Source organism: Nocardia terrae (assembly GCF_009760405.1).
Lineage (GTDB): Bacteria > Actinomycetota > Actinomycetes > Mycobacteriales > Mycobacteriaceae > Nocardia > Nocardia terrae.
The window spans coordinates 241,547-264,318 of the sequence record NZ_WRPP01000008.1 but is presented as its reverse complement, the minus strand read 5'-3'; the positions used below and the strand labels follow the sequence as shown (position 1 = coordinate 264,318).

General features: G+C 64.2%; 14 protein-coding genes and 2 pseudogenes. 9 read left to right on the top strand and 7 right to left on the bottom strand.

The window, feature by feature from the left end; translation table 11 throughout:
* Positions 1 to 68: 68 nt before the first annotated feature.
* The 3 genes from GPX89_RS34335 to GPX89_RS34325 all read right to left on the bottom strand — a co-directional run bounded on the left by GPX89_RS34335 (position 69) and on the right by GPX89_RS34325 (position 7,922).
* A complete protein-coding gene (locus tag GPX89_RS34335; protein ID WP_157391853.1) occupies positions 69 to 884 on the bottom strand; it encodes a DUF4145 domain-containing protein in 816 nt (271 codons plus the stop codon).
* Positions 881 to 5,404 carry an AAA domain-containing protein gene (locus tag GPX89_RS34330; protein WP_157391852.1) on the bottom strand — a complete coding sequence of 1,508 codons (4,524 nt, stop codon included), beginning with the start codon at positions 5,402 to 5,404 and terminating at the stop codon, positions 881 to 883. Before GPX89_RS34330 ends, GPX89_RS34335 begins: the two co-directional genes overlap by 4 nt.
* 760 nt (positions 5,405 to 6,164) lie before the next feature.
* Positions 6,165 to 7,922, bottom strand: a complete 1,758-nt coding sequence (locus GPX89_RS34325; protein ID WP_157391851.1) for a GIY-YIG nuclease family protein — start codon at positions 7,920 to 7,922, stop codon at positions 6,165 to 6,167.
* A 164-nt stretch (positions 7,923 to 8,086) separates the two neighbouring features.
* Here GPX89_RS34325 and rnhA point away from each other — a divergent pair.
* From rnhA to GPX89_RS34310, 3 genes and pseudogenes are all read left to right on the top strand, one after another.
* Positions 8,087 to 8,551: pseudogene (gene rnhA, locus GPX89_RS45040) on the top strand (ribonuclease HI); the annotation flags it as partial.
* A gap of 544 nt (positions 8,552 to 9,095) precedes the next feature.
* A complete protein-coding gene (locus tag GPX89_RS34315) occupies positions 9,096 to 9,434 on the top strand; it encodes a hypothetical protein (protein ID WP_157391849.1) in 339 nt (112 codons plus the stop codon).
* On the top strand, positions 9,434 to 10,126 hold the full coding sequence (locus GPX89_RS34310; protein ID WP_157391848.1) for an enhanced serine sensitivity protein SseB C-terminal domain-containing protein: 693 nt from the start codon (positions 9,434 to 9,436) through the stop codon (positions 10,124 to 10,126). Before GPX89_RS34315 ends, GPX89_RS34310 begins: the two co-directional genes overlap by 1 nt.
* 131 nt (positions 10,127 to 10,257) lie before the next feature.
* On the opposite strand, the gene GPX89_RS34305 is transcribed toward GPX89_RS34310, so the two are convergent.
* Together GPX89_RS34305 and GPX89_RS34300 are read right to left on the bottom strand one after the other, a co-directional pair.
* Positions 10,258 to 10,533, bottom strand: coding sequence for a DUF7683 domain-containing protein (locus GPX89_RS34305; RefSeq protein WP_157391847.1), 276 nt, complete (start codon positions 10,531 to 10,533; stop codon positions 10,258 to 10,260).
* A pseudogene (locus GPX89_RS34300) lies at positions 10,530 to 10,711 on the bottom strand (colicin E3/pyocin S6 family cytotoxin). Before GPX89_RS34300 ends, GPX89_RS34305 begins: the two are co-directional and overlap by 4 nt.
* Positions 10,712 to 11,213: 502 nt before the next feature.
* On the opposite strand from GPX89_RS34300, the gene GPX89_RS46060 reads away from it, so the two are divergent.
* Together GPX89_RS46060 and GPX89_RS46340 are read left to right on the top strand one after the other, a co-directional pair.
* A complete protein-coding gene (locus GPX89_RS46060) occupies positions 11,214 to 11,642 on the top strand; it encodes an uL11 family ribosomal protein (RefSeq protein ID WP_328602632.1) in 429 nt (142 codons plus the stop codon).
* 28 nt (positions 11,643 to 11,670) lie between these two features.
* On the top strand, positions 11,671 to 12,066 hold the full coding sequence (locus GPX89_RS46340) for a CGNR zinc finger domain-containing protein (protein ID WP_407939520.1): 396 nt from the start codon (positions 11,671 to 11,673) through the stop codon (positions 12,064 to 12,066).
* An 87-nt stretch (positions 12,067 to 12,153) separates the two neighbouring features.
* Here the strand turns inward: GPX89_RS46340 and GPX89_RS34285 are convergent, their stop codons facing one another.
* Positions 12,154 to 12,882: a hypothetical protein gene (locus GPX89_RS34285; RefSeq protein WP_157391845.1), complete on the bottom strand. Its 729-nt coding sequence runs from the start codon at positions 12,880 to 12,882 to the stop codon at positions 12,154 to 12,156.
* A 242-nt stretch (positions 12,883 to 13,124) separates the two neighbouring features.
* A complete protein-coding gene (locus GPX89_RS34280; RefSeq protein WP_328602631.1) occupies positions 13,125 to 14,315 on the bottom strand; it encodes a Fic family protein in 1,191 nt (396 codons plus the stop codon).
* Positions 14,316 to 14,581: 266 nt separating this feature from the next.
* On the opposite strand from GPX89_RS34280, the gene GPX89_RS34275 reads away from it, so the two are divergent.
* The 4 genes from GPX89_RS34275 to GPX89_RS34260 all read left to right on the top strand — a co-directional run bounded on the left by GPX89_RS34275 (position 14,582) and on the right by GPX89_RS34260 (position 22,669).
* Positions 14,582 to 15,769 (top strand): TIGR02679 family protein, encoded by a 1,188-nt coding sequence (locus tag GPX89_RS34275; protein ID WP_198347722.1) that lies wholly within the window; start codon positions 14,582 to 14,584, stop codon positions 15,767 to 15,769.
* Positions 15,770 to 15,850: 81 nt separating this feature from the next.
* Positions 15,851 to 17,374: a TIGR02677 family protein gene (locus tag GPX89_RS34270; RefSeq protein ID WP_157391844.1), complete on the top strand. Its 1,524-nt coding sequence runs from the start codon at positions 15,851 to 15,853 to the stop codon at positions 17,372 to 17,374.
* Positions 17,367 to 18,626 (top strand): TIGR02678 family protein, encoded by a 1,260-nt coding sequence (locus GPX89_RS34265; RefSeq protein WP_157391843.1) that lies wholly within the window; start codon positions 17,367 to 17,369, stop codon positions 18,624 to 18,626. The genes GPX89_RS34270 and GPX89_RS34265 overlap by 8 nt, the downstream gene beginning before the upstream one ends.
* Positions 18,623 to 22,669, top strand: coding sequence for a TIGR02680 family protein (locus tag GPX89_RS34260; RefSeq protein WP_157391842.1), 4,047 nt, complete (start codon positions 18,623 to 18,625; stop codon positions 22,667 to 22,669). Before GPX89_RS34265 ends, GPX89_RS34260 begins: the two co-directional genes overlap by 4 nt.
* Positions 22,670 to 22,772 lie beyond the last annotated feature (103 nt).

Here is a 22,772-nt window from a genome sequence, read left to right as displayed (position 1 = left end):
CGCGAGGAAGCGCTTATCGATCTTGTTTCCCGTTTCCGACCTGCCTCGCAGCAGCAGGGAGCCCTCGGCTACCGCAAAGCCGCCAGGTCGTTGAGCGCCGCGACCACCACATTCCACGCGATGCGGACGAGGTCGTCCTCGGGGCGGTATAGCTCCTTCCATTGCTTCTTGGGGTGCACCAGGTTTCGGTGGTTGCGGAGGACGTCGGCGTAGTCAGCGACGTCGCGGCCGATCCACTCTTCGTCTCGCGCACGGGCGATGAGGGTTTGGAGGTGGTCGGTGGGTTGTTTGCCGGTGTCGGTGTGGTTGACGGCTACGTCGTAGAGGACGCCTTCGAGGACGCTGCCGAGGAGGATGATTGCGGCGGTGGGGGCGCCGGAGTGCCAGCAGGTGTAGGCCTCGTCGAGGCGGTCGCGGAGTTGGCCGGCGAAGACGGTGTCGGTGACTATGTCGGAGATGTTGGCGGTTAGTTCGGCGGGGGCCTTTGAGGCGAGACGTGAAGTGGTGGTGGAGCGTTCGACCAGGTGGGGGCGGCCCTGTTCTTCGATGATTTGGAGGGATTCCATGGCTAGTAGGGAGTCGAGCTCTTCGATGACCGCGGTGTAGCCTTCGTCGTTGTCGATGTATTCGCGGCGATCGGCCAAGCGCAGCAGCACTTTTCGGAGGCTGTCCGAGTCGTTGCCGATCTCGTTCAGGCGTTCCATGGTCCAGTCTTTGCGGTAGCCCTCGTATTCCGGGACGTTGGGGAGTCCGGCGGCCTTGAAGAACCGTTCCAGCTCCTTGGCGGTTCGGTAGTACGGGTCTCCGTCTTCGCCGCAGATCAGGACGGCGAGGTGTTCGAGTACCCGTTCGTCGAGTTGGACTGTCGGGATGGTCTCGGTCATGGCAGCGTCCCTTCCTCGTCGGATTCGTCTTCATCAGCGAGAGTTGAGGGCTGCCAGGGTGCGCGGCTGTCGCCGTCGATGGTGCCCGGCATGATTCCCTTGTCCTGCAGTGCCTTCCAGACCGGGATCATTGCTTGCTCGGGGTCGAATTCGAATTCGCTTTCCCGGATGCGGATCGTGGTCCAGCCCATCCTGAACAGTTCGCGGTCCCGCCGGGCGTCGTTCGCCTGCGCGGACACGTCGGTGTGCCAGTAGTGGCCGTCGCACTCGACCGCGATCCGCCCGTTGTCGCCGACGACCACGAGATCCAGCCTTCGCGAACCGACCGGGTACTGGGGGACGACGTGGTATCCGCGCGATCGGAGAATGCGGAAAACCCTTTGCTCGAAGAGGGATTCGAACGGCGGGGTGCGCTTGTGCTCGGACACTTCGTCGACCGAGAGCGAGTCCCCGAACACCGACGGTGGATCGAGCATGTAACCGAGTAGGGACGCTCGAAGGCAACCCGGCCGGAGCTGGTCCTGCCCGACCGAGATGAACAACCACAGCTGGTCCTTGGCGCGGGTCGCGGCGACGTTGTATGCCTGCCGGTAGATCTCGGACGAGATCATCCGCGGTGAGTCCGCGACAACCATCGACAGGAAGATGACGTCGCGTTCGTCGCCCTGGAAGTTCGGTGCGGTGCCGACGCGGATTTGGCGGATCTCACGCACTTCCGGCGAGATCGATTCGTTGACCAGGTTCTCCAGCAGTTGGATGTGGGATTTCATGCTCTGCAGGACGACGATGCCGAAGGTCTTGCGTTCGTACGCCGGATCGTCGAGGCACCGGACGAGCGTATCGACGAGCATCTTGGCTTCGATGGGATTGCGCCGCCGGATATCTCGGCCCTCGGTGTAACCGCCTTCGACCTTCGTGACCCGCAGCGGCGGCAGCGCGTCGTGTCGCCGCTCCCGCAGCGGGATCAGCCCGCCGCGCCCGGATCCATCGTCGTAGAACTGCCTGGACGACCAGTTGATGATCTCGGGGACGCAGCGGAAATGCTCACGCAGCCGCACCAGGGCGTCCTTACCCGAACGAGCCGACAGCACCTCATACAGGTTCGACCGCGGGGTGAGGATCGTCCGGATATCGGCATCGACCTCCGCGAGGTGTTCATCATTGCGCGCGAAAACCTGATCGAGCAGGCCAAGCGTGCTCGATCCCGGCGTGCACTGCTTGTCGTCGCCGACGACGATCACGCGCGGGGCCATCCACAGCAGGTACAGGTGCTCGATGCCCACCTGGCTCGCCTCGTCCACGATGACGACATCGAATCGATTGCGGTCCGCCTCGATGTTGTCCAGCAGGTTGGGCAGCGGAACGACCCACGCCGGCACCGCGTCCTGTGCCTTGGTCATCGCGGCGCGCGCAGCCTTCCGGAATTCCCTTGTCTTGCGGCCGGTTCCGGCACCGATCTTCGACATGTGGGTGCGGTAGGCATTCAGAGCCCGCTGTTGGTCGTCGGTCAACCGTCGCAGGCATGCGGCCTGCGCCTCGATCGCGACCAGGCGTGCCGACAGAATCTTGATCTCGGATTCGTTTGCCTCGTACTCGTCGAGAAGTTCGTGTTCATGCTCGGCGGTCCGGCGCAGGCCCACGAAACGCTGTGCCTTCGACCAGGCCCAGGCCGCCGCGATGTCCCGGTCTTCCCACACCGGGTCCGCGTAAGTCGTGTGCAGCAAGGTCAACAGTCTGGGATGTGTGTCCGACAGCATCCGCTCGAGCTGAATTGCGCGCTGCTCCCGGATCTGCTGGGTCCGCAAGCCATCGAGCGATTCGATCACCTGGGCGTACTGCTGCACATCGCGCCGGGAGACGGCGTCGACCGCGTGCGTCAGCTCGATGCATGCGTTCGGTGCCGACGCCAGAGCAGTGATGTCGGTCCGGACCTGCTCGATCCGACGTTTCGCGCGGGTCAGCTGTGCATGCTTCTCCGCACCGGAAACGGACTGCAAAACCATACGGATCGAGGCGATGTCGTACAGCGGCAGCGGAATCGAGTACCTGCCAACGATTTCCGCGATTCGATCTCGCGCCTGATGGATTTCTCCGATCGCGCCGAGCATCCGCGCGTGCTCGGCGAGTTCATGAAGGATCTGATTGGCCTGAGCGGCGAACTGCACACCCGCCGCCACCGGGATTCCGGACTCGAACCAGCTGCGGCTCAGCTGTATCGCGGAAATCTCGGCGTGCACCCGATCCAGGGCTGCGCGCAGTGTCTCCGGTGAGTCGGGCGCCCGGCCGTCGACTACGACCAAATCGAGGAAGGGCTGTGCATCCTTCTGCGGCTTGGATGCGAAACGGGTCTTGAGCTTTCCGCCGCCGTCCAGGAATGCAAGCAGCGCTGAACCGCCTTGCAGGCACGCACGAGCCGCGCCGAGGTACTGGTAGCTGATCGGTGCACGCAGGTCGATCACGTAGCCGGCGGCATTGATGGCGTTGAGTGCCGAGAGCAATCGGGACGGTTCGTGCATGCTCTGCAGCGGGCCGGTCCACAGCCCGACATTCCTCCCGCCCAGACGGTCGTCGACCGCCCGTGCCACCCACTGGCACCCGGGTGATACCTGCGCTGCCAACCCATAGCGGTGCAACAGCTCCCACATGTGGTTGGACGCGAGACGCAGCTGCGACAGATCGTCGTCGGTGAGCCGTCCGAGGAGAGCGGCGTGCTCGTCGAGCTCTGTCCCGACATCGGTCGCCGATTCACGCTCGGCCGCAACGAGGTTCGTGAGCTCCGCGACACTGGGCAATTCGCTGGCCGGCGGCAGCACCTGCGCGGCGTGCGGCCTGCGGTCGGGCAGCAGGCCATCGATTAGCAGGCGACGCAGTTCAGTCCATTCCGAGGGCGACAGGGGCGGGGAATCACCGGCCGACTCGGGCACCTGTGGCATCCAATCATGGGATACCGCATCGGCTTTCACGTCGTGCACGATCTCGGACAAGGTCCCCCGATAGCGGTCGCTGCATCCAGCGACGACCGGCTCGTACACCCTCGACTCATCAGAGCGAAGGTCGCTGATCTCGGCATTCAATACGACATTGCGGGCCTTGAGCTCAATCCGCCGGTCGGACAGTCGGCGTGCTTCGGCGGCCAGGGACGACGCATCGGTCGAGGCGATGGCGGTGGACAGCGCGTCGAGGCCTTGCTGCAACTCGACCGACGCGTCCTTGCTTCCACCGGTGAGCAGGACACATAAATGCCGGAGCTCGGGCGGGATCTTGTCTCGTAGAACCCGCAGCGCCTGATCCTTCTGGCTGGTGACCAGCACCCGCTGCCCCTGCGCGAGCAGGGCCGAGATCAAGTTGGCGATCGTGTGGGTCTTCCCGGTACCGGGAGGTCCCTGGACAACGACACCGATCTCCGTCCGCAGCAGATCCAGTACCCGCAACTGTTCGTCGTTGGTTGCCAACGGGAACAGCGGATCGTGTCCGAGGACGTCGCCTCGCACCGCGCCCTGCTGATCGAGCCAGCGTTCGCGGTCCACGCGCTCGGTGTCGACGACGATCTGCGCCAGAGCCACCGGAACCTCCGCGCCAGGTTGTCGTAGGGCTTCGCCGATCCGGCGATAGGCCTCAGCGATCCGTTCCTGACTGCGGCGTCGCAGGATCAGCGCCGGCGCCGGCGCGAAACGGGGATTCGAGACGAAATCCGATGGCTGGCTGCGTGTTTCTTCGAGCTCGAAGATCTCGTCGATGGCGAGACCCAGCCACTCGCGCATCCCGTCGATCGTTTTGGTTGTCAGTACGGACTCGTCGGCAATCTGCAGCTCGGCTTTGGCCGTCTTGCCTCGATCCGGGTGGTAGACGTCGAGCCCTTCGAAGATCTCCCGGTCTTCGATCCGGCGCTTGCCGGGGCGGGAAAGTCGGATCGTGCCGGTCCGGTCCAGCGTTGGAAGCACTTGTTCGGTAAGCAGATGCCGACATCGGCTGTCACCTTCTGCGGGAACTGTCACCAGGCCAATCGCCAGTACGAACTCATATTCGTCGTCTCGCTGCTCCATGGACTTTGCCGCGGCTTCGAGGCTCTCGTACAGTGCGCGACGGTGGACCAAGAGCCGCTCTTCCTCGGCCCAGGACCGCCACTGTCGCAGCCAGCCATCGAAGGCGCGTCCGATTGAGGCGTCCGGTTGGTCTGTTATGGGCGATCTTTCGGAGTCGTCGCGGAGTTTGGGTTCCGGTCCGTCCACTTTCCTGATCGACGACGGATCCACCCAACCGACCAATTCGTTCGGCAACTTCGGCGGCGAAGTTTTCGGTATCGGGTGAATTATCAGCAATAGATCGTCGGAGTCCGGATCCAGGCTGATGCCGGGTGGGAACTCCTCAATCCACAGCAGTTTCTCGATTGCACCGGATTGATCGTTGATGATGTCCCGCAGTGGTTTTCGTGCCGACGAGTCGGTTAGATCTGAAAGGTAGTCGACGAGCCCGACCGTGGCCCGCAGTGCCTTCGCTTCGAGTTGCCCTGCTGATGTCATTTCCCCGCCTCCCGATTGACAACAGAGCAGCTTACAACCGGCATCACTGCAATCCAGGGGGATTTATCTGATCGTGCTGTTGGACGTTTGAGCCGACGGCTCTCGCCGGGCATAAAGGACCAACCGATCAGTTTTATCCACTTTATGGTTATTGAACTGCCGCTCGACTCGCTGCGTTCGCTCCCAATTCGAATCCTCCATATCGATGCGAACGTGCATGACACTATGAATTCGATTGGGGCCGCGCGCTTTTCGGGTCTCCAAAGCCGGCGTTACCGTCGAAGTCGGGGGTTCCGAAAGGAGCGACGATGACCGATGGTCGTCTCTGGTCGATACAGGTGTTCGGCACTTACGGTCCGCGGATACGCGACGAGATCGGAAAGAATGGTCGAGGCCGAGCATCTCGCCTCCTCGGCCGCGCAGGAGGCATGCGGGCATCAGTCCCAGTCCGTCTACGGGCAGTTCCATGCCGGAATCAGCGAGCGTTTCGCCGATTTCGGCAAGCTACCCGGAGCGGTGCTTGTGCGACCCGGTCGGGCTCCCTACCAGGTCCCCGTCGTGAATGGCGTTGCGCTGTACCCTTGGCGGCACTCGCGGCATCCCGAAGATGATCTGGGCTCGAGTCGATTCGGGACTTCCGAGGCCCGCCTCGCAGTGGCGAATCTCCTGCCGCGGCCGGTGCAAGGAGTGCTCGATATCGGCTTACCGGACCCGGATCTCACCGAGGATGAAAAGCGACTCGTCGAGATTGCGGAGAGTGTCATGAACGACCCTGCTGTGACCAGGCTGGTCGTCGTCGCGATCCGCAGCTCTGCCAGCGGATTGCACGCCGTGGAATGGGGCGAGGTCGCACTTCAGCCGGACGAGCGCCTGGAATGGGTTGGGTTCCATGAGAACCTGGCCATCTCTTGATCGGGACGGTCACGTTTATCTGTCGCCGAAACGGGCGGCCCAGAATCCGGCGTTGCGGAGCGCCGTGATGTTCTGCTGCGGGTTGCCGTCGAAGGCGAATGCGATGAGGTCGTTCCAGATTGGGTTCTGGCCGCGGGTCAGCACCCAGACGGTGTCCTGTGCTGGTGTAGAGGTAGTACCGTCGAGGCACCGCGGGCGCCGGATCCCACGCCACCTTTACGGAGGAGCCGTCCCCTGGGCTGTGGGTGATGGTGCCCGTGAGATGAAAGTCCATCACGGACACCAGGTTTCCCCGGCGGTCAAAGGGAACATCGTCGGTGGCGACGTTGCGTCGGGTCTGGACAGCGATCCGCTCGCCGGGGAGCATGTCGGCCACCTTGTGTTCGAAACGGGGGTTGGGCTCCATGCGCCACTCGCCGTCAGCTAGGAAGTCGGCAGTTTGGTTGCGGCGAAGCTTCTTCGGCCCTGGAGTGACGATCCAGTAGCAGATGACGTCGATGGCGTCTTCGCCGTCATGCTCACTCCCATCGATCGCAGCATCATCCTCTGGCACCTCGTCGGCTTCGGCATAAAACAGCGTGGGAACCTCGACGGCGGTGGTGTGATCCTCGACTTCGGTTGTGGGCCTGCTGTACTCGGGATAGACCGACTGCACGATTTGAGGGCAGTGGTAGCGGGTGTACTGACAGAACCGCTTCTGCATGACGTCGAAGACCAGCTGTGCGGCGGCGGTGGTGACCTGCGGGTCGTCGAGTATTCGTTGCAGCGACTCCAGGGTTGAAGCGTAAAGCAGGATGTTGTCGCTGCCGCTGTCCTCGTAGGTTGTGTCGACCAGTTCGATATCCGGGTGACGGCGACGGAATTCCCGTTCGGCTCGCTCTGTCGGTGCGACCAGACTCCAGCGTGCGTTCACGAACCCCGTCAGGTCGTCGTTCAAGACGAGGACCTCCATCTTTCCGACGCTGACGCACAATCGACGACGCCCACTGTAGGTTCCGGTGCTGACCGACCAGTATTGGAATTCGGTCGCCCGCGGCGCTGGCACGCAGGCTTCGAGGAACGTCCGCAGTAGGGTCGTTACCGCGGGTTCCTCAGCCTTCTCGTGATAGCGCCGTGCTGCCGTGGAATACCGGATCTCCTGCGCCGCCATCGATTTCAACGGAGTTCGATCGGAGCGGTTGAACCCGCGGGGATCAAGCAGCCACCTGTTCTGATCGGAGGGCGGCAATAGCTCGTCGAGGGCGTCGCGGCCGGTGTCGATTCTGGTGTTCAGCACATTTCGGAGTGGCACCCCGAGTGCCTCGAGTTCGCGGGTGAGTTCCCGTTCGCGTCGCTTCAGTTCTTGCTTGGAAGCGAGCTGGACTCGAAAACGTACAGTCGCGATCTCCTCGCCCCACTTTGCGTCGTGTCCGGACATCCGCGTTCGAAGGTTCACCGACTCGCCCACGTAGAAGGTGTCGTCGCGGAATCGCAATAGGTACCAGCCGCTCTGCACAGCCTGCTCGGACGTTGACGCTGTCTTGCCGGCCTCTGCGAAAGGTGCTGCGGTACTGAAGATGTGAGAGTCCGCCCAGGAGTCGGCGAGGGCTGTGTGCGGTTTCGGCATTGCTCGAGCCTACGGATCCGACGTGTCTGTTGAAAGAGGCTGAGCAGCAACGGGTTACGCGGATGACCTGTGTAGAACGATATGGCAGAATCGGTCAAATGGGACGCTGTGTCGGTGTGTCCCGTCCGATCACCTTCGGGTGCATCGACGCTAACCTTGTGATCATGGACGTCGAGATCTATACCGATGGCGCGTGTAGTCCGAATCCTGGGCCGGGAGGGTGGGGTGCCGTACTTCGGTTCGGCCGGCACGAAAAAGACATCTACGGCGGGGATTCGGGGCCTACGACCAACAACCGGATGGAATTGACCGCTCCGATCGAGGCGCTGGAGCGGCTCACACGCCCCTCGACGGTTCGGATCTACACCGATAGCACCTATGTGCGCGACGGCATCACCGCCTGGGTGCGGAAATGGCAGGCCAATGGGTGGGTGACCGCGAAGAAGGAACCGGTCAAAAACGCCGACCTCTGGCAGCGGTTGGTGGCGGCGTGCACGCCGCACGAGGTCGAATGGGAGTGGGTGAAAGGGCATGCCGGGCATCCGGAGAATGAACGGGCGGACCGGCTGGCCGTTCGCGGCGCGCGTGAGGCGGGTGCGGTCGAGGAGCAGCCGGGTCAGCGGATTCGGCGGGAGCGCGTTGTCCGCCCGCCCGCCAAGGTGGCCGGTGGTCGGTGTCGAGCCGTCACCAAGGCGGGGGTCCCCTGTCCCACAGATGCGGGACCGTCCGGGCTGTGCCATATCCACGATCCAGCCCTGCAATGCGGGGCACGGACGGCGAAGGGCAAACCTTGCGGTATCGCCACGGGCGGCGGCCGGTGCAAGACGCATCAGGGTATGGAGCGGATGCCCGAGGGCGAGACACAGACGGAACTCGGTCTGCTGGATATCTGAGCCTCCGGGCGGGCTCTGAAGCCCCTATCACCTCGGTGGCCAATGTGCGATCGACAGCGCGGTCAAACCTCCAGTGAATCGACCCGAAGACCGGATTGCTGACCGGCGAATCACCTATCGACACCGTGTTCTCAGTGAAAATCCCGGCCGGGACCGAGGTGTATGTTGGCCCGGTCGGATACCAGTCAGGGGTCCATCTCGGCGGTGCGGCGGAGCAGATATTCGTCCCGCAGCCATGGAAGATTCCTGGAGTCGATGTCGTCGGATCGGGGCCTCTGAAGTGAATGCCGAGCAGTACCGTCGCAGCCGCGAGCAGGCCGTGGGCGCTGTAGCCGACGTGCTGGCCGTCCTGGAGGGCGAACCTCGGCGGCGGGATGTTCTCTTCTGGCAGAACAGGTTTGCCGAAATGGCTCGCTACCTCGCGAACACCGAGGTGGATGATGAGCAAGCGTTGCGCGAGACTTCGGAGTTCGTTTCGGAGCTTTACGCCAGAGGGCGGAACATCACCGACTTCTATCTGGTCCGCACCGACTTCGATGAGCAGCGAGCAGTGAACATCGAGTTCGAGAACAAGCTCGCGGTGCTCGAACGCATCGTCGGTCGCGGGAAGGGACTGTAATGACGTTCCCAGCCAACCAGCTTGAAACTATGCTCATGGCAGCGAAAGCGGGCGACATCTCGAATCAGCAACTGCTGGAGGGCCTTCGCGATTCGTCTCTGTTCGTGCTGGTTAAGGACGATGGTTGCGCGACGGGCTCCTACAGCCTGCCGGGGGTGACGATCGATGGCACGCAGTTTGTCCCCGCCTATTCCTCGGAGGAACAGCTTGTCCTCGGCGCTGGGGAGGTCCCGAGGATTGAGCTCGCGGTATCCCGGCTGGTCGATCTCATTCCGGCCGGGGTGGGTATCGCGCTGAATCTGGGTGCCCCGGCTCCCGGGCTGCCGATTACGCCGTCGGGAGTCGCGGCACTTCGTGGTGGAGGTTCGACGGTCGCGGCGGGTTCGGAAGTCCGGCTGGGTGAGCCTTCGAACCGGCCTGACGATTTTCTGGAGCGGCTCTCTCACCAGCTTCGGCAGGTCGGTGAATTGCGAACGGCCCGATTTGGTTTGATGCAGGTCGGTACAGCCGATCCTTCGTACCTGGTCGGCATCGTGTTGTCGGACAACTCGCCCGCCGTAAAACGGAGGACTGCCGACCTCGTGCAGCATGTTGCCTCCCAGTTCCAGTTGGAATACGGGGTCGACGTGTACTTCGCCGAGGACGACGAGTTCGGCCGCCAGGTCATGGCATTGCCGGCAATCGCTCCGTAGTCTCGACGCGGATGGGGGCCAGGAGGACCTGGTAAATCGTGGGCTCCTCGCTCAGACGATGGAAGCTCTATTCGCTCGGTTGCATGTAGATCGCATTGCTCCGAAAGAGATCGCGGCTCGCACCGGAGTCATCACTCGTCTGCATCGACCGGCGGCCAGGTCTCGCCGGGAAACTCGGCTTGCCCTTCGAGGAAGTAGCTGCGTTTGTCGGTATCGACTGTCAAGGCAATGCCTGTCCGGCGACTGATCTCGGAGACCTGTTCGCTGTTCAATGGCTGTACGTACACGAGGTTCTCGAATGGCACTCCCAGCAGTTCGGCGGCACTTTCGTGACCGACAGCGGTTACATCCACCTCCTCGACGAGTCCCGCAGAAGCGTTGTCGAACACGGTAACTACGAGTCTCACGGCTCCACCTTCCTGGATGGATCGGCCGGCTCGGTCTGTACGCCGGTTTCGGGATCGAATTCACCGAGGTGCTTTCCGCGGTTGTTGTACGTCACGACGGTCTTGTGCTGATAATCCCATTCGAGAATGTTGCCTTTGGGTCGTTCCATCTCGGACGGAGACCGCCACCACCCTGCACAGACGTTTTTTGCTGGGCTTTCGACGCATAGGAAAATCAGGTGGTCAGCGCCAGAATTCGCCACGGCCCGGTTCAGTTGCCCATGTGCGGGCAATTCGCGGGAATCAGACTTCCTGTTTCGATCAGTTTCCGCCTGGCCTGCGCCTTGGCCGCACAGACGGACGTCGTGCAGTGGATGTGAGCCTGCATGATTCGATGGGCGTGCGACGCGGTCAGGGAGGGTTCGGGCGTCGGGCTGTGGTCGAACGGTGGAAGGCCGAACATGGCGGGTCCTTTCCTTGAACCATGGGTTTGGGCATATGTGTTGGTAGACGCGCCATTTCGGTAATCGGTTCCCGGCCAGCGTGGGCCGAAGGGTTTCCTAGCTACTCGAGCTTGTTCGGCCGATCGCCGCATTCAGCGCGTCCAGCTCTGCGAGCACGTCGGTTGCGCTTCGGTGGCGCATGCTGTCGCGGCATTCGGTCTTGACTCTTCCGTAGCGTCAATTTCTAGTGTTCTGTAGGTGACGAATAAGCCAGCCAAGCAGATCCGTGGTGTGACGATTCAGCTCGACGGGGGCGATGCCTCGATGGTCGAGCTCGGAAAGATGCTGGGCCCCACCGGAATCCCGCCGTTCGAGGTGAAGAAGGAATACGACGCGCTGACGTCCGCCAATCGCGGCGAGATCATTCCGGCGGTCATCACGTACACGCCGGATCGGAAATGGTCGATGCGGTTGAAGACGCCGCCGACATCGGCGTTGATTCGGACGGCGGTCGGTGTGCGAGGGGCGAGTCGGCCGGGCCACGAAATCGTGGCGACGCTGACCAGTGCGCAGTTGCGTGGCATCGCTCAGCGCAAGCTGCCCGACTTGAACACCTCGGATATCGAGAAGGCGATGCGGATCGTGGCGGGTACCGCGCGGTCGATGGGTGTGCGTGTCGCTGGCTGACCAATCGAAGGAAGGCACGGTGAGTCGAATGTGCGCGGCTGTACCGCATTTCGCGGCATTGGAACCCGCCCTGTCGGAGTTTGGGAAGCTCATGACGAGGGAGCCGCGACTGAGAGCGATGGTGTCCGCTGCGGCGCGCGGTGATCTGGATGAGGCCTGTGACATTCTCAATGTGATGCTGGAAGCCGCCGGAGCCACAGTTCGAGTCCGTCGGGCGCCCACGGGTTGGGCGTTGACAACCACAGACGTCGCGGTATCGCCCGCGGAATGTGTGTCGAGTCTCGCCCATCTGATCGCGGCCGACGGTTGGCGACGCATCAAGGTATGTGAGAAGCCCTCGTGTACAGAGGCATTCATCGATCGAACCAACGGCGGGACCCGTCGATTCTGCGACTCGCATCGTCGGAACATGGGTCGGCAGTGAACGATTGGTTCCATCCGCCTGCGGTTCGGGAATGGTTCCCGGTCGGGAACCCGGGTGAGCCTCGGCGACATGGGTCCGAACCGCTTGTCAGCTCGCAGTCGACGGCCCGATCCATTCGGGGAATTGTGGGAGCACAGGGTGGTGGGGTGGGATGTATTTGGCAGGTGGATATAGGCCGGTGCGGCTGCCGTCGCCGTCACCGACGGGGGCGAAGCCGGGGAAGGCTTGTTTCCACCAGGCCAGGCAGCCTTCGGGGATCGGTTGCCAGGCCAGGCTGAGGGTTCCGGTGCGGGTTATCTTCCAGGGGCCGAAGACGTTCCAAGTCGGTGGCATCTGCGCCCGAGGATCGTAGTGCTCGGGGTTCGTATTCGCGATGCTGGCGCGGCCGGGATCGGTGCCGGTGTTCTCGAGACGAATTCGAGTAGCGGAGTTCAGCTGGTCCGGATACTCAACCGCGGTGTCCGGTGAGATAGCGTAGTCGCAGACAACGGCTTCAACGGCGTGGTCGTCGGCGGTGAAATCGACGATGTGGGCATAGTCTGTGACCGCTTTCGGTGGAATCGTGCCGCTGTTCCACCAGTCGCCGAGCTGGGCGTCGGCTTTGGGCACGTTGAGTGCGTTCTCGTAGCCCGGAAATGAAGGATGTCCGACTTGCGCGTAGAGCTGCCCTGATTCGAAGGTTGCCCGGATGAGTTCGGCACCTCGGGAGAACAGGTCGATGCCGGGGTCGGCGGACCAGACTCTGGTATACGGAATCGTTGGGGGCGGAACGGGTTCCTGGCGCGCCGGCTGGTGTGAACATGCGGTGAGGCTCAATCCGATGAGGGTGGCGGCTGCGATGCTCGTCGTATGCACGGCTCGTTTCAATTCGGCTCGTATTGACTGCGTGGACTTTGACTGCGTGGACTGCGTCGGTCTGCGTGGTACCGCCGTCGTCGATCTGTTCCCAGGGCTTCGGTTGGCCATCGTGGTCGAACAAAGTCGGATAGTCTCGCCGCAGGTTATCAGGGATATCCGCGTGCCAGATGACGACATAGAGGTGGATGGCTCACCTCGGGTCAGGTCTGCTCGATCGTGCGCCTGCCGATGGCCGCGCTCAGTGCGTCCAGCTCTGCGAGCACGTCGGTTGCGGCCCAGATTTGGTTGCGTTTGCTCTCCGAGAGGAGCTCGAGAATCCCGGCGTCAGTCAGTTTCCCCAGCGCCCGGTAGGTGCTGGCGGCGGTGGTCCCGGCGATCTGTTGTGCGGTGTCGGCGTTGAGGATTGGGGTTTCGAGTAGGGCAGCGAGGAGGGCCTCGTCCGCGGACTTCGCTCGTGGGCGGGCGATGTCTCGCCAGCGACTTGGCAGGTCGGCGAGTGCCATCGCCGAATCCTGTGCGGCTTCGCTGGCGTGGACCGCACCTATCGAGAGGTACTCGACGAAGCCGTCGACGTCCCCATCGCGGAATCGATTGAGGTGCATGAAGTATCGGCCGGTGTCTGCCAGCATGACCGATGCCAGCGGTACGGTCACACGGTTGGCGAGGCCGCGGCGGCGTAGTACGGCGCTGATCAGTGCGCGTCCGATGCGTCCGTTGCCATCGGTGAACGGGTGAATGGACTCGAACTGGGCGTGTGCGATTGCGGCTTGCGCGAGTATCGGCAGATCGTCCCTGTTGACGAAGGCGAGCAGATCGGTAATCAGGTCCGCGACCAGTTCGGGGGGTGGTGGGACATGTGTGGCATTGATCGGCGTGTAGTCGCTGCCGCCGATCCAGTTCTGCACCTCACGCAATGGCCCGGCATCGCGCGCGGTGTAGAAATCGACACCCATCAGCAATCTGTGCGCCTCGAGCAGATCGTCCAGCCTGATGCTGCCCGAGCCCGCGGCATCCACCATCGCGATCAGGGCCTTGACCGCTGCCAGCTGCGACTTCGCCTCGTCGCTGGCCTTCCCGCCTCCGATCGCTTTGCCGAAGGCTCGCCAGCCGGCGTCGATATGCTCGATCTTCGAAGAGGCGACCGACTCGCTGCGCAGCAGGAAGTCGGCCAGCGGTGCGAGATGCTCGCCGAATCCAGCTTCCAGGCGCGCGATTGCGATCAACGCCGATTCATGAACGCGCGCAACGGTTCCGGTCGGGTCGTAATCGAGTGCGGCGATCATGGGCGGAATCGATACCGTGATCCGATCGAGCGTCCGGTCCGCCCGCGAGCCCTGTCGCTGGCGAGCGGTCCAAGACCTCTCCTCGCGCCGGTGCGGTGGCCAGTTCACCCCTGTCTCCTACGGGTAACCTTGACGAACTCTACGTTTATTATAGTTTAGATATAATAAATGCGACTATAGACCGCCCTAGTGTGCTTTGTGTGGCGATCCGCCAGTCCATCCCATTTGGTCACCGGCCGATGCCCAGCTCGTCGATTGGTGGAACAGCTCGGTGATGGCCCCCTTTCGGGTGCGGTCCGGTTGCGGCGAAGGGGTGGCGGGTCGATAGCCTCGGCCGGGTGACAGACCCTACCGCGTTCGGGCTCCCTGCCGGTTTGGCGCCGTTGTGGCGGGAGTTGCATCGGCGGCTGTCGTCGGGGCGGGCGGTGGCCAGGGTCAGGGTGGGGCCGTTGGATGAGGGGCAGCGGACTGCGATTGCCGACTTTTTCGGGATGGCCTACCTGCCGGGGGAGTTCGTCAGCGTGGCGGTGCCGGAAGTTGAGGCGGTCGTGCGCGAGGTGACCGGTTCGTCACTGCGCGAAGTCGTAGCGGGGATCGAGGGGCCGATCGGAGATCGGGCCGCTGATCGGGAGCGGGTGATGGGGGAGCGGAACTCGTTGTGGGAGTGGCTCTTCGAGCATGAGGTTGTCCGGGATCAGCCTGCCCTGCTGGAGTGGGCGGAGGCTACCCGGCGGGCCGGGGTGATCGGGGGCTCGGTGGAGCGCACCCGTGCGGAATTGGAGCAGGCGCTGCGGGTGATTCGGGAATTGCCGGGTGCTGGAACACCATTGCCCGTGTTCGCGGAGACTGTGCTGGGGGATCCGCACGGGCTGGATGAGGGGCAGCGCGTGCAGGGGTTGGTGGTGCGGGCGCTCGTGGCGCTGTACGGGATCGATCCACCGACAGGTCGGGCGGGATTGCGGGCGTTATGGGAGCGGGCGGGATTGGCCGGTGACGAGCTGTCATCGACGGTGCTGACGGCCGGGTTGAGAGTGGGCGGGGATTCGGTGGTGGCGCGAGTGCTGGATTCTTGTGTCGATGCGGGGCTTGCGGCGGTGCTCACCCTGCAGCAGTTGCGTGCTGCCCGAGGCGTCGCCGCGGTGCCGCGGCGAGTCTGGGTCGTCGAGAACCCGAGTGTTATCGCCCTGGCCGTCACTCGATTCGGTGTGCACACGCCTCCTTTAGTGTGCACTTCCGGCTGGCCGCGCAGCGCGGCCGTGGTATTGCTCCGACGGCTTGCCGACGCTGGGACCGACCTCTATTACCACGGTGATTTCGATGGCGAGGGTCTGCGGATCGCCGCGCACATGGTTGCCCGGTTGGATGCGACGCCGTGGCGGATGACCAGCGCTGACTATCTGGCCGCTCTCGGTGTCGACGCACCGCCCGTCGGCCGGGTGAGCCCGGTGCCATGGGATCTGGAGCTGTCGGAACATCTGCTTGCGACCGGCAGGTCCGTGCCGGAGGAACGCGTTGCGCCAGCCTTGCTGGACGAGCTGGCGAGGACGGTCGTCCAGAGCTGAGCGGGCGATCCCGTCGGCGGCTGTTTCGTGTCGGTGTGCAGGGCTATCGTGGGCGGTCAGAGCTCAGCGGGGGAGGCGCCGATGGATCCGATTCGTGTGCCGCCCGAAATGTTCCGCTTCACCAGCGGGGATCGGGCCGGACTGTATGTGGCGGTGCTGCATGCCTTCGCGGAGGCCAATGAGCGTATGGAGACCGCCCTCGGGCTCGACGACGTTCGGGCCCGGATGCGGTCGGTGGGGTGGTTGGAAGCGCTGGAGGACGAGGATCTGACCGCGGCGCTCGGACAGTTGCGGGCTTGGGGCTTGGTCGACGTCATCCAGAATCACTCCGAAAACTACCGGACCGCAACCGAATACGAGCGCCGCAATCTGCAGTATTCGCTCACCAGGCAAGGGGAGGCGGCGTTCGCGGGTGTGCTGCACGCGATCTCGCTGCTGGCGTCCACTGGCGCCTTGCAGACCGCGGTTCTCGACGCCATCGCCGATCGACTGGGCGATCTGGTGCGTGAGTTGGACCAGGGCACCGACAAAAGGGTCTTCACCGTGTTGGCCGAACTGGAAGGACACCTGGAAGCGCTGCGCGCCAATACGAAACAGTTCAATGGCGAACTGCAGCGGTTGTTGCGGGCTGAGGGCGTCGATCTGGCGGTCTTCGGTGAAGTGAAAGCGGCCACGGTCGTCTACCTGCAGGAGTTCCTGACCAATCTCGACCATCGTGCGCACACCATCGCCGAGCGGGTCGGCCGCATCGAGAGCTCGGGCGTTTCACGAATGCATGAGCGTGCCTTGGCGGGCGCCGAATTGCCGCAACTACCGGGACAGGATCCGGCGGCGGCGTGGCTGGAGCATCGCCGGGCTCGCTGGGAGGGGCTGCGCGCCTGGTTCCGCCCCCTCGCCGGTTCGCCCGCCCGCATCGAGCAGCTGAACCTGGTCGGCCGCCGGGCGATTGTCACACTGCTGCAGGTGCTGGACCGAATCACCGAGTCACGCAGGCGATCCAGCAATGCCGTTGCCGACTTTCGGGAACTGGCCCGCTGGTTCACGGTGCTGCCGGAGACCGCCGACCTGCATCGGTTGTGGTCGACCGCTTTCGGGGTGGGCTCGGCTCGGCATGCCCACCTTGCCCATCCCGATCCGGAATTGGTCAGTTCGACGACGCCGTGGTCGCAGGCTCCGCCTGTCGACGTATCGGCGCTGCTGCGCGCCTCGGGGCGTACCGAGCGTTTCAGCCGCCCGGGTCGGGTGCGCGATGTGGCGGCGGTGAAGGCTCGGCGTGCGGAACTGGCGGCGCTCGAGCGGGCCGAACTGGAGGCGGCTTGGGACATGCTCGACACCGGGGGTGTGGTCCGGCTGTCGGCCTTCGGGCGGCTCGAGCACGAAGTCTTCGAGCGATTGCTCGATCTCCTGGGACGTGCGCTGGGCAGCGCGCCGGACTCCGAAGGGGTGCGGCGCGGCAGTACCGCGGATGGACGAGTCGAGATCACGATTCGTCCACCGACCGGGGGCGGTCAAGCCGAGTTGAAGACGCCGCGAGGGGTTTTCCGCGGTCCCGACTATGTGGTCCGGGTCAGTGCGCCCGGCCGGAAGGCGGGGCGCGATGAGTGAGCTGTCCAATCAGCTGGTGATCGCCGAGCGCGAAGAGGTCTCGCGCGGCATCCGCTGGCTGCTGGCGGATCCGCTCATTACCGACCGGAACGCGCCGGACAAGTTCGATCTGGTGCGTCGGCGCCGTGACCCGATCACGAAATGGTTCGATTACTACTGCGGCTGGGCGCTCATCGTCGAGCCCAGGCTCGGGTATGCCCGCCTGGCAAAGGTGCGCATCAGCGACGAAACCCGCCCGGCTCGCCGATCTCGTTCCGGCCGTGCTCCTTTCGACCGTCGCCGTTATGCGCTGTGCTGTGTCGTCGCAGCGGAGCTGTTCGCGGCACCATTGACGACGATCGGGATGCTCGCGGACCGGGTGCGTGTCGCCACCGCGACCGATCCGGTCGTTTCGGCATTCGACACCGCCAGCCGCGCCGAGCGGATGGCGTTCGTCGATGCCTTGCGGCTGCTGGAATCTTTCGGGGTGCTGGATGCGATCGATGGCAGCGCGGACTCCTTCGTGGAATCGGAGACCGCGAAAGTCCTTTACCGCGTGGACCATACGCTGCTGCTGCGCTTGCTGGCCGCACCAGTGGGGCCCTCCCAGCTGGGCGTCCCCACGGATGAGGTGCCGTTGCGAGTCGACGACCTGCTCGCCGAGTTGACCCGCGAGCGGCGGTATGGGTTGGCGGCGGGGCGCCACGCCGATGTGACGGGTGTGTCGGAGACGCAACGCAATCTGTGGCTGCGGCACTCGGTGTTCCGCCGCTTGGTCGATGATCCGGTGCTGTACTTCGACGAGCTCGATAGCGATGAACGCGCGTACCTTGCCTCGCCAACCGGCCGCCAGCTCGTGCGGCGGGCCGCGGATCAAGGCGGGTTCGTCCTGGAAGAACGGGCGGAGGGGCTGATGCTGGTCGACCCGGACGCTCTGGCTACCGACGGGCGATTCCCCGATGACACAGCCACCGCGAAGGTCGCGGCATTGCTGCTACTCGACGCCGTGCCGGGACCGACCACCCGCGAACAGCTGTGGCGTGACGCCGCCGCTCTACTGGAACGGTTTCCGCGTTGGGCGCGCGGCTATCGAGGAATCGACGGACCCCGACAACTGGTCGACGATGCCGTCGCGGTGTTGACGGCGTTCCGTCTCGTGCGGACCACCAGCGCGGGGCTGGTGATCCCGCTGCCCGCGGCGGCGCGCTACCGGGTCGGTGAGATTCGTATCTCTGGTTCCGAACCGGATCGGGAAGGGCAGGAATCCGAATGAGCATTGCCGAATCACATTTCAGTGCAGGTGATCTCGATGCCGACACCCAGCGTTGGACGCCGATCCGCGCAGGCATCGTCAACGTCTGGCGATATTACGACGAGATCTTCGAATTCCACGACGGCCGGCTGCTGTTACGTGGTCCGAACGGCAGCGGCAAATCGAAGGCATTGGAACTGTTGCTGCCGTTTCTGTTCGACGCCAGCCTGCGGGCCAATCGGCTGTCGACCTTCGGTACCGCCGAGCGGACCATGCACTGGAACCTGATGGGGGAGGGTGCCACCGGGATCACCCGGGTGGGATACGTATGGCTGGAGTTCGGTATGCGTGGTGCGCCCGGCCGGTATTTCACCTGCGGCGCGCGGTTGCAGGCCAGTACACACACCTCAACGGTGACTCCCGACTACTTCTCCACCGAGCTGCGCATCATCGGCGAAACAGCTTTGTCTGCAACGGGATACATCAGCTTGACCGCTGACGGTAGACCGCTCACTCGCAGTGCGCTGGAGGAGTGTCTCGGTGACCACGGCACGGTTCACCCCAACGCCGGCATGTACCGCGACGCGGTCCGGGCAACCCTGTTCCCGGGCATGACCGGGCAGCGCTACGACGCTCTCATCACGGCGCTGCTGCAATTGCGTACCCCGAAGTTGTCACAGCGTCTGGATCCCGCGTTGTTGTCCGCCCTGCTCTCGAAGGCACTGCCGCCGATGGATCAGGACGAGATCGCCGATCTGGCAGAGGGTTTCGAGCGGCTGGACGCGCAGCGTGAGCGGTTGACTCGGCTGGCGCAAGAGGTGGAAGCCACGAAAGTCTTGGCTCGCCAACAGCGAACGTACGCGCAGCGGGTGCTGCGCTCGGCGGCAGCCGCCTTGCTGAGCGCCACCAGTGAGGTGGACAAACTCTCGGCGGCGGCCAAACAGTCCCAGGATGACTACGAGCAGGTGCAACGTGACATCAGCACGTGTGAGGCACGCTTGGAAGCGTTCGCCGTCGAACATGACGCTGCCGAGGCCCGGCGTGAGACCTTGATGGACTCCGAGGCTTACCGTGAGGGCCAGCAGTTGGACCGGCTTCTGCAGCAGACTGAGCAAGCTCGGCGCCGGGCCGACGAATTGCGCGGATACGCACGGGTTGGGCTGTCCGACGCGCGACGTGCCGCAGAACGGTGTACCGAAGCTACCCAAGAGGCTGATCGGCAGCGGCGTGTCGTGGACAGCCGTCTCGCCGACGCCGCGCAGGCATCGGTGCGAGCCGGAATGAGCAGTGTGCACGGCGAACTTGTCGCGACGGCGGACATCAGCCGCGTCCGCCAGCTGCTGCGCGGTGCGGTGCAGGGTCGCCGGACTGCGATCAAGGCGCTGGAGCGGGCTCTCGATATCCATGACCGTGCGGTGGACACCCGCGAACGGGCCGAGCGGGAGCTCGAGGCTGGGCGGAACGCATACACCGCCGCCGATGATCATCGGTCGGCGGCGCACCGGGCGCTGACCGATGCGTTCGACGCGCTGCGCGAAGGCCTTAGCAACTGGGCATCCCGCTGCCGCCAGCTCAACTTCACTGCCGTCGAGGAGCTGACCGACCGCGTCGAGAACGAGGCGGCTGTGCTCGCAACGATCAATTCGGCAGCCAACGCCGTGTTCGACGAGATCACACGGCGGGAATCGCGCTGTGAATCGGATATCGAGGTGGCCCGGGCCGACCGTGCCCTGCTCGTCGCCGAGCGTGACCGGTTGCGGAACGAGGAGGACATACTGCCCACGCCCCCGCATTGGCGGACCGCTGAACGCGACCCCTCGGCTGGAGCGCCGCTCTGGCAGTTGGTCGACTTCGCCTCCGCCGCAGCGGTATCGGACCGGGCGAATATCGAAGCGGCACTCGAAGCGTCCGGTTTGCTCGACGCTTGGATCGCCGCGGACGGGACGGTCGTCGGACACGAGCTCTTCGCCCTGCCCTCGGCGCTGCCTTCGGTGAACGGCCGGTCGCTGGCCGATGTGCTGATTCCGCTCCCGAACGCGGTGATCGGCATCGACACGGTGCGACGGCTACTGTCGGCGATCTCCTTCGGTGAAAGCCTGCCGATGGGTGCGGTGGCGATTGCCTCCGACGGCAGCTGGCGGATCGGCAATCTCACCGGCTCCTGGACAAAGGAACAGCCTGCGTTCGTCGGTGCGCTGACCCGGCAGCGGAACAGAGAACGCCGTCTAAGCGTAATCGCTTCGCAGATAACCAGTTTGGACGACCTTCTGGCTCAGCTCGCCGATCGGCAGCGGGTGCTGTCCGAACGACGCTCGGCAGTCGATGCGGAAGTCGCCGCTCGCCCGCGGCACGACGATGCGGCGAATGCGCAATTCGCCCTCACCGCAGCCGAATCCGATCTTCGTTCCGTGGATCGTCTCGTCCACGACCGGATCGCCCATCTCGACGAGTGTGAGAAGGCGGTCCGCGCAGCGCTGGTGGAATTGAACGGTCTCGCAGCGGAACATGGCATGCCTGCCGAGCGGGCGGCCGTGGATCGGATGACCAGCGCGCTGGAGGGTTTCGCCACCGTCGCCGAAACCTGGTTGGACGACCACCATCGGTGGCGATCCTTGGTCTCGGTAGCGGATGAACGCACCGAACAGCGAGATCGGGCCGAGGCGACAGCTGCGCAGCAGGATGCGCTCGCGAGTACGGCTGAGTCCGACCATCGCAAACTCGAAGCCGAGCTCGCGGAGGCAGAAGCTGTGGCCGCGGGACTGGGCTATCAGGACGTGCTCGCACGCCTGCGCGACCTGCGGTCCCGGCTCACTGAACTCGACGGACTGCTGAAAGCAGAACGCCTCACGCAGAATCAGCTGAGCAACCGCAGCGGAGAGCTGAAGAGCAAACACGAAGCCCACGTCCGCGCTCACGACGAGACGGTCGCTCACCGCGACGAACTGACTCATCGATTCCGCCACCTCGCCACCGGAACCCTGGCGGCCGACACAGAAATGCCGGACTTCCCCGCATTCAAGGCCACAGTCGACGGCTCGGAAGGCGTTCGCGCGGCGCGTGATGCAGCCCGCCTGATCGCTGCCGCCTGGCCGACCATCCCGTATGCCGACAACAATGTCGGCGACGCTTTGAATCGCCTCGCAGCCTCCGTCCACGAATGCCGCACCACGTTGGCCGCCCGGGCCGACCTCGATCTCGAAACCGATGGCAACACACAGATTCTCACTGCCGTCATCGATGGCGTGCGGGTCGGCGCGGCCGAACTGCTGCGTATCCTGCGCACCGATGCGGACCGGGCGCGGCAGGAGATCACGGACGCCGAACACGGTTTGTTCGACCGTACCCTGACCGGCGACACCCGCCGGCATCTCGCGGCCCGAATCCGACAGGCCAACGAGCTGGTCGACAGCATGAATTCGCGTCTGGCGCAGGTTCGTACGGCATCTCACGTCTCGGTTCGCCTGGTCTGGGAGATCGCGCCTGATCTGCCGCCCGGTACCCGAGCCGCCCGGGAACTCCTGCTCAAGGACCCGGTCCGCCTCACCGAAACCGACCGTGAATCTCTGCACCGCTTCCTTCGCGACCGGATCGAGGCAGCCAAGGCCGAAGACACCGCGACCACCTGGGAACAACAGCTGGCCCAGGTCTTCGACTACACCTCCTGGCACCGCTTCGTCGTGAAGGTGGACCGGGGAAAGGGCGACGGCTGGCAACTCCTCACCAAGAAGCTGCACGGCGCCCTGTCGGGCGGCGAGAAGGCCATAGCCTTGCACCTACCACTCTTCGCCGCCGTTGCCGCCCATTACCAGACGGTGCCCGAGGCTCCCCGCCCCATCCTGCTGGACGAGGTCTTCGTCGGCGTCGACACCACCAACCGCGGCCAGATCTTCGCCCTGCTGTCGGCCCTGGACCTCGACTTGATGCTCACCTCCGACCACGAGTGGTGCACGTACACCGAACTGCGCGGCATCGGAATCCACCAACTTCTCACCGGCGATGGGGACGACGCCGTCACCACAGCGCGCTTCACTTGGGACGGAGAACAATTGGTTTCGGCGGAGTGAGCGCCGCCGGGAGCAACCGCGGAACGAGGGCTGGTGCATCGGGGCAGTCGCGAATGGGTTGCCTTTGCGATTGATCGCGCCGCATTGCAGCACGGGGTCGTGC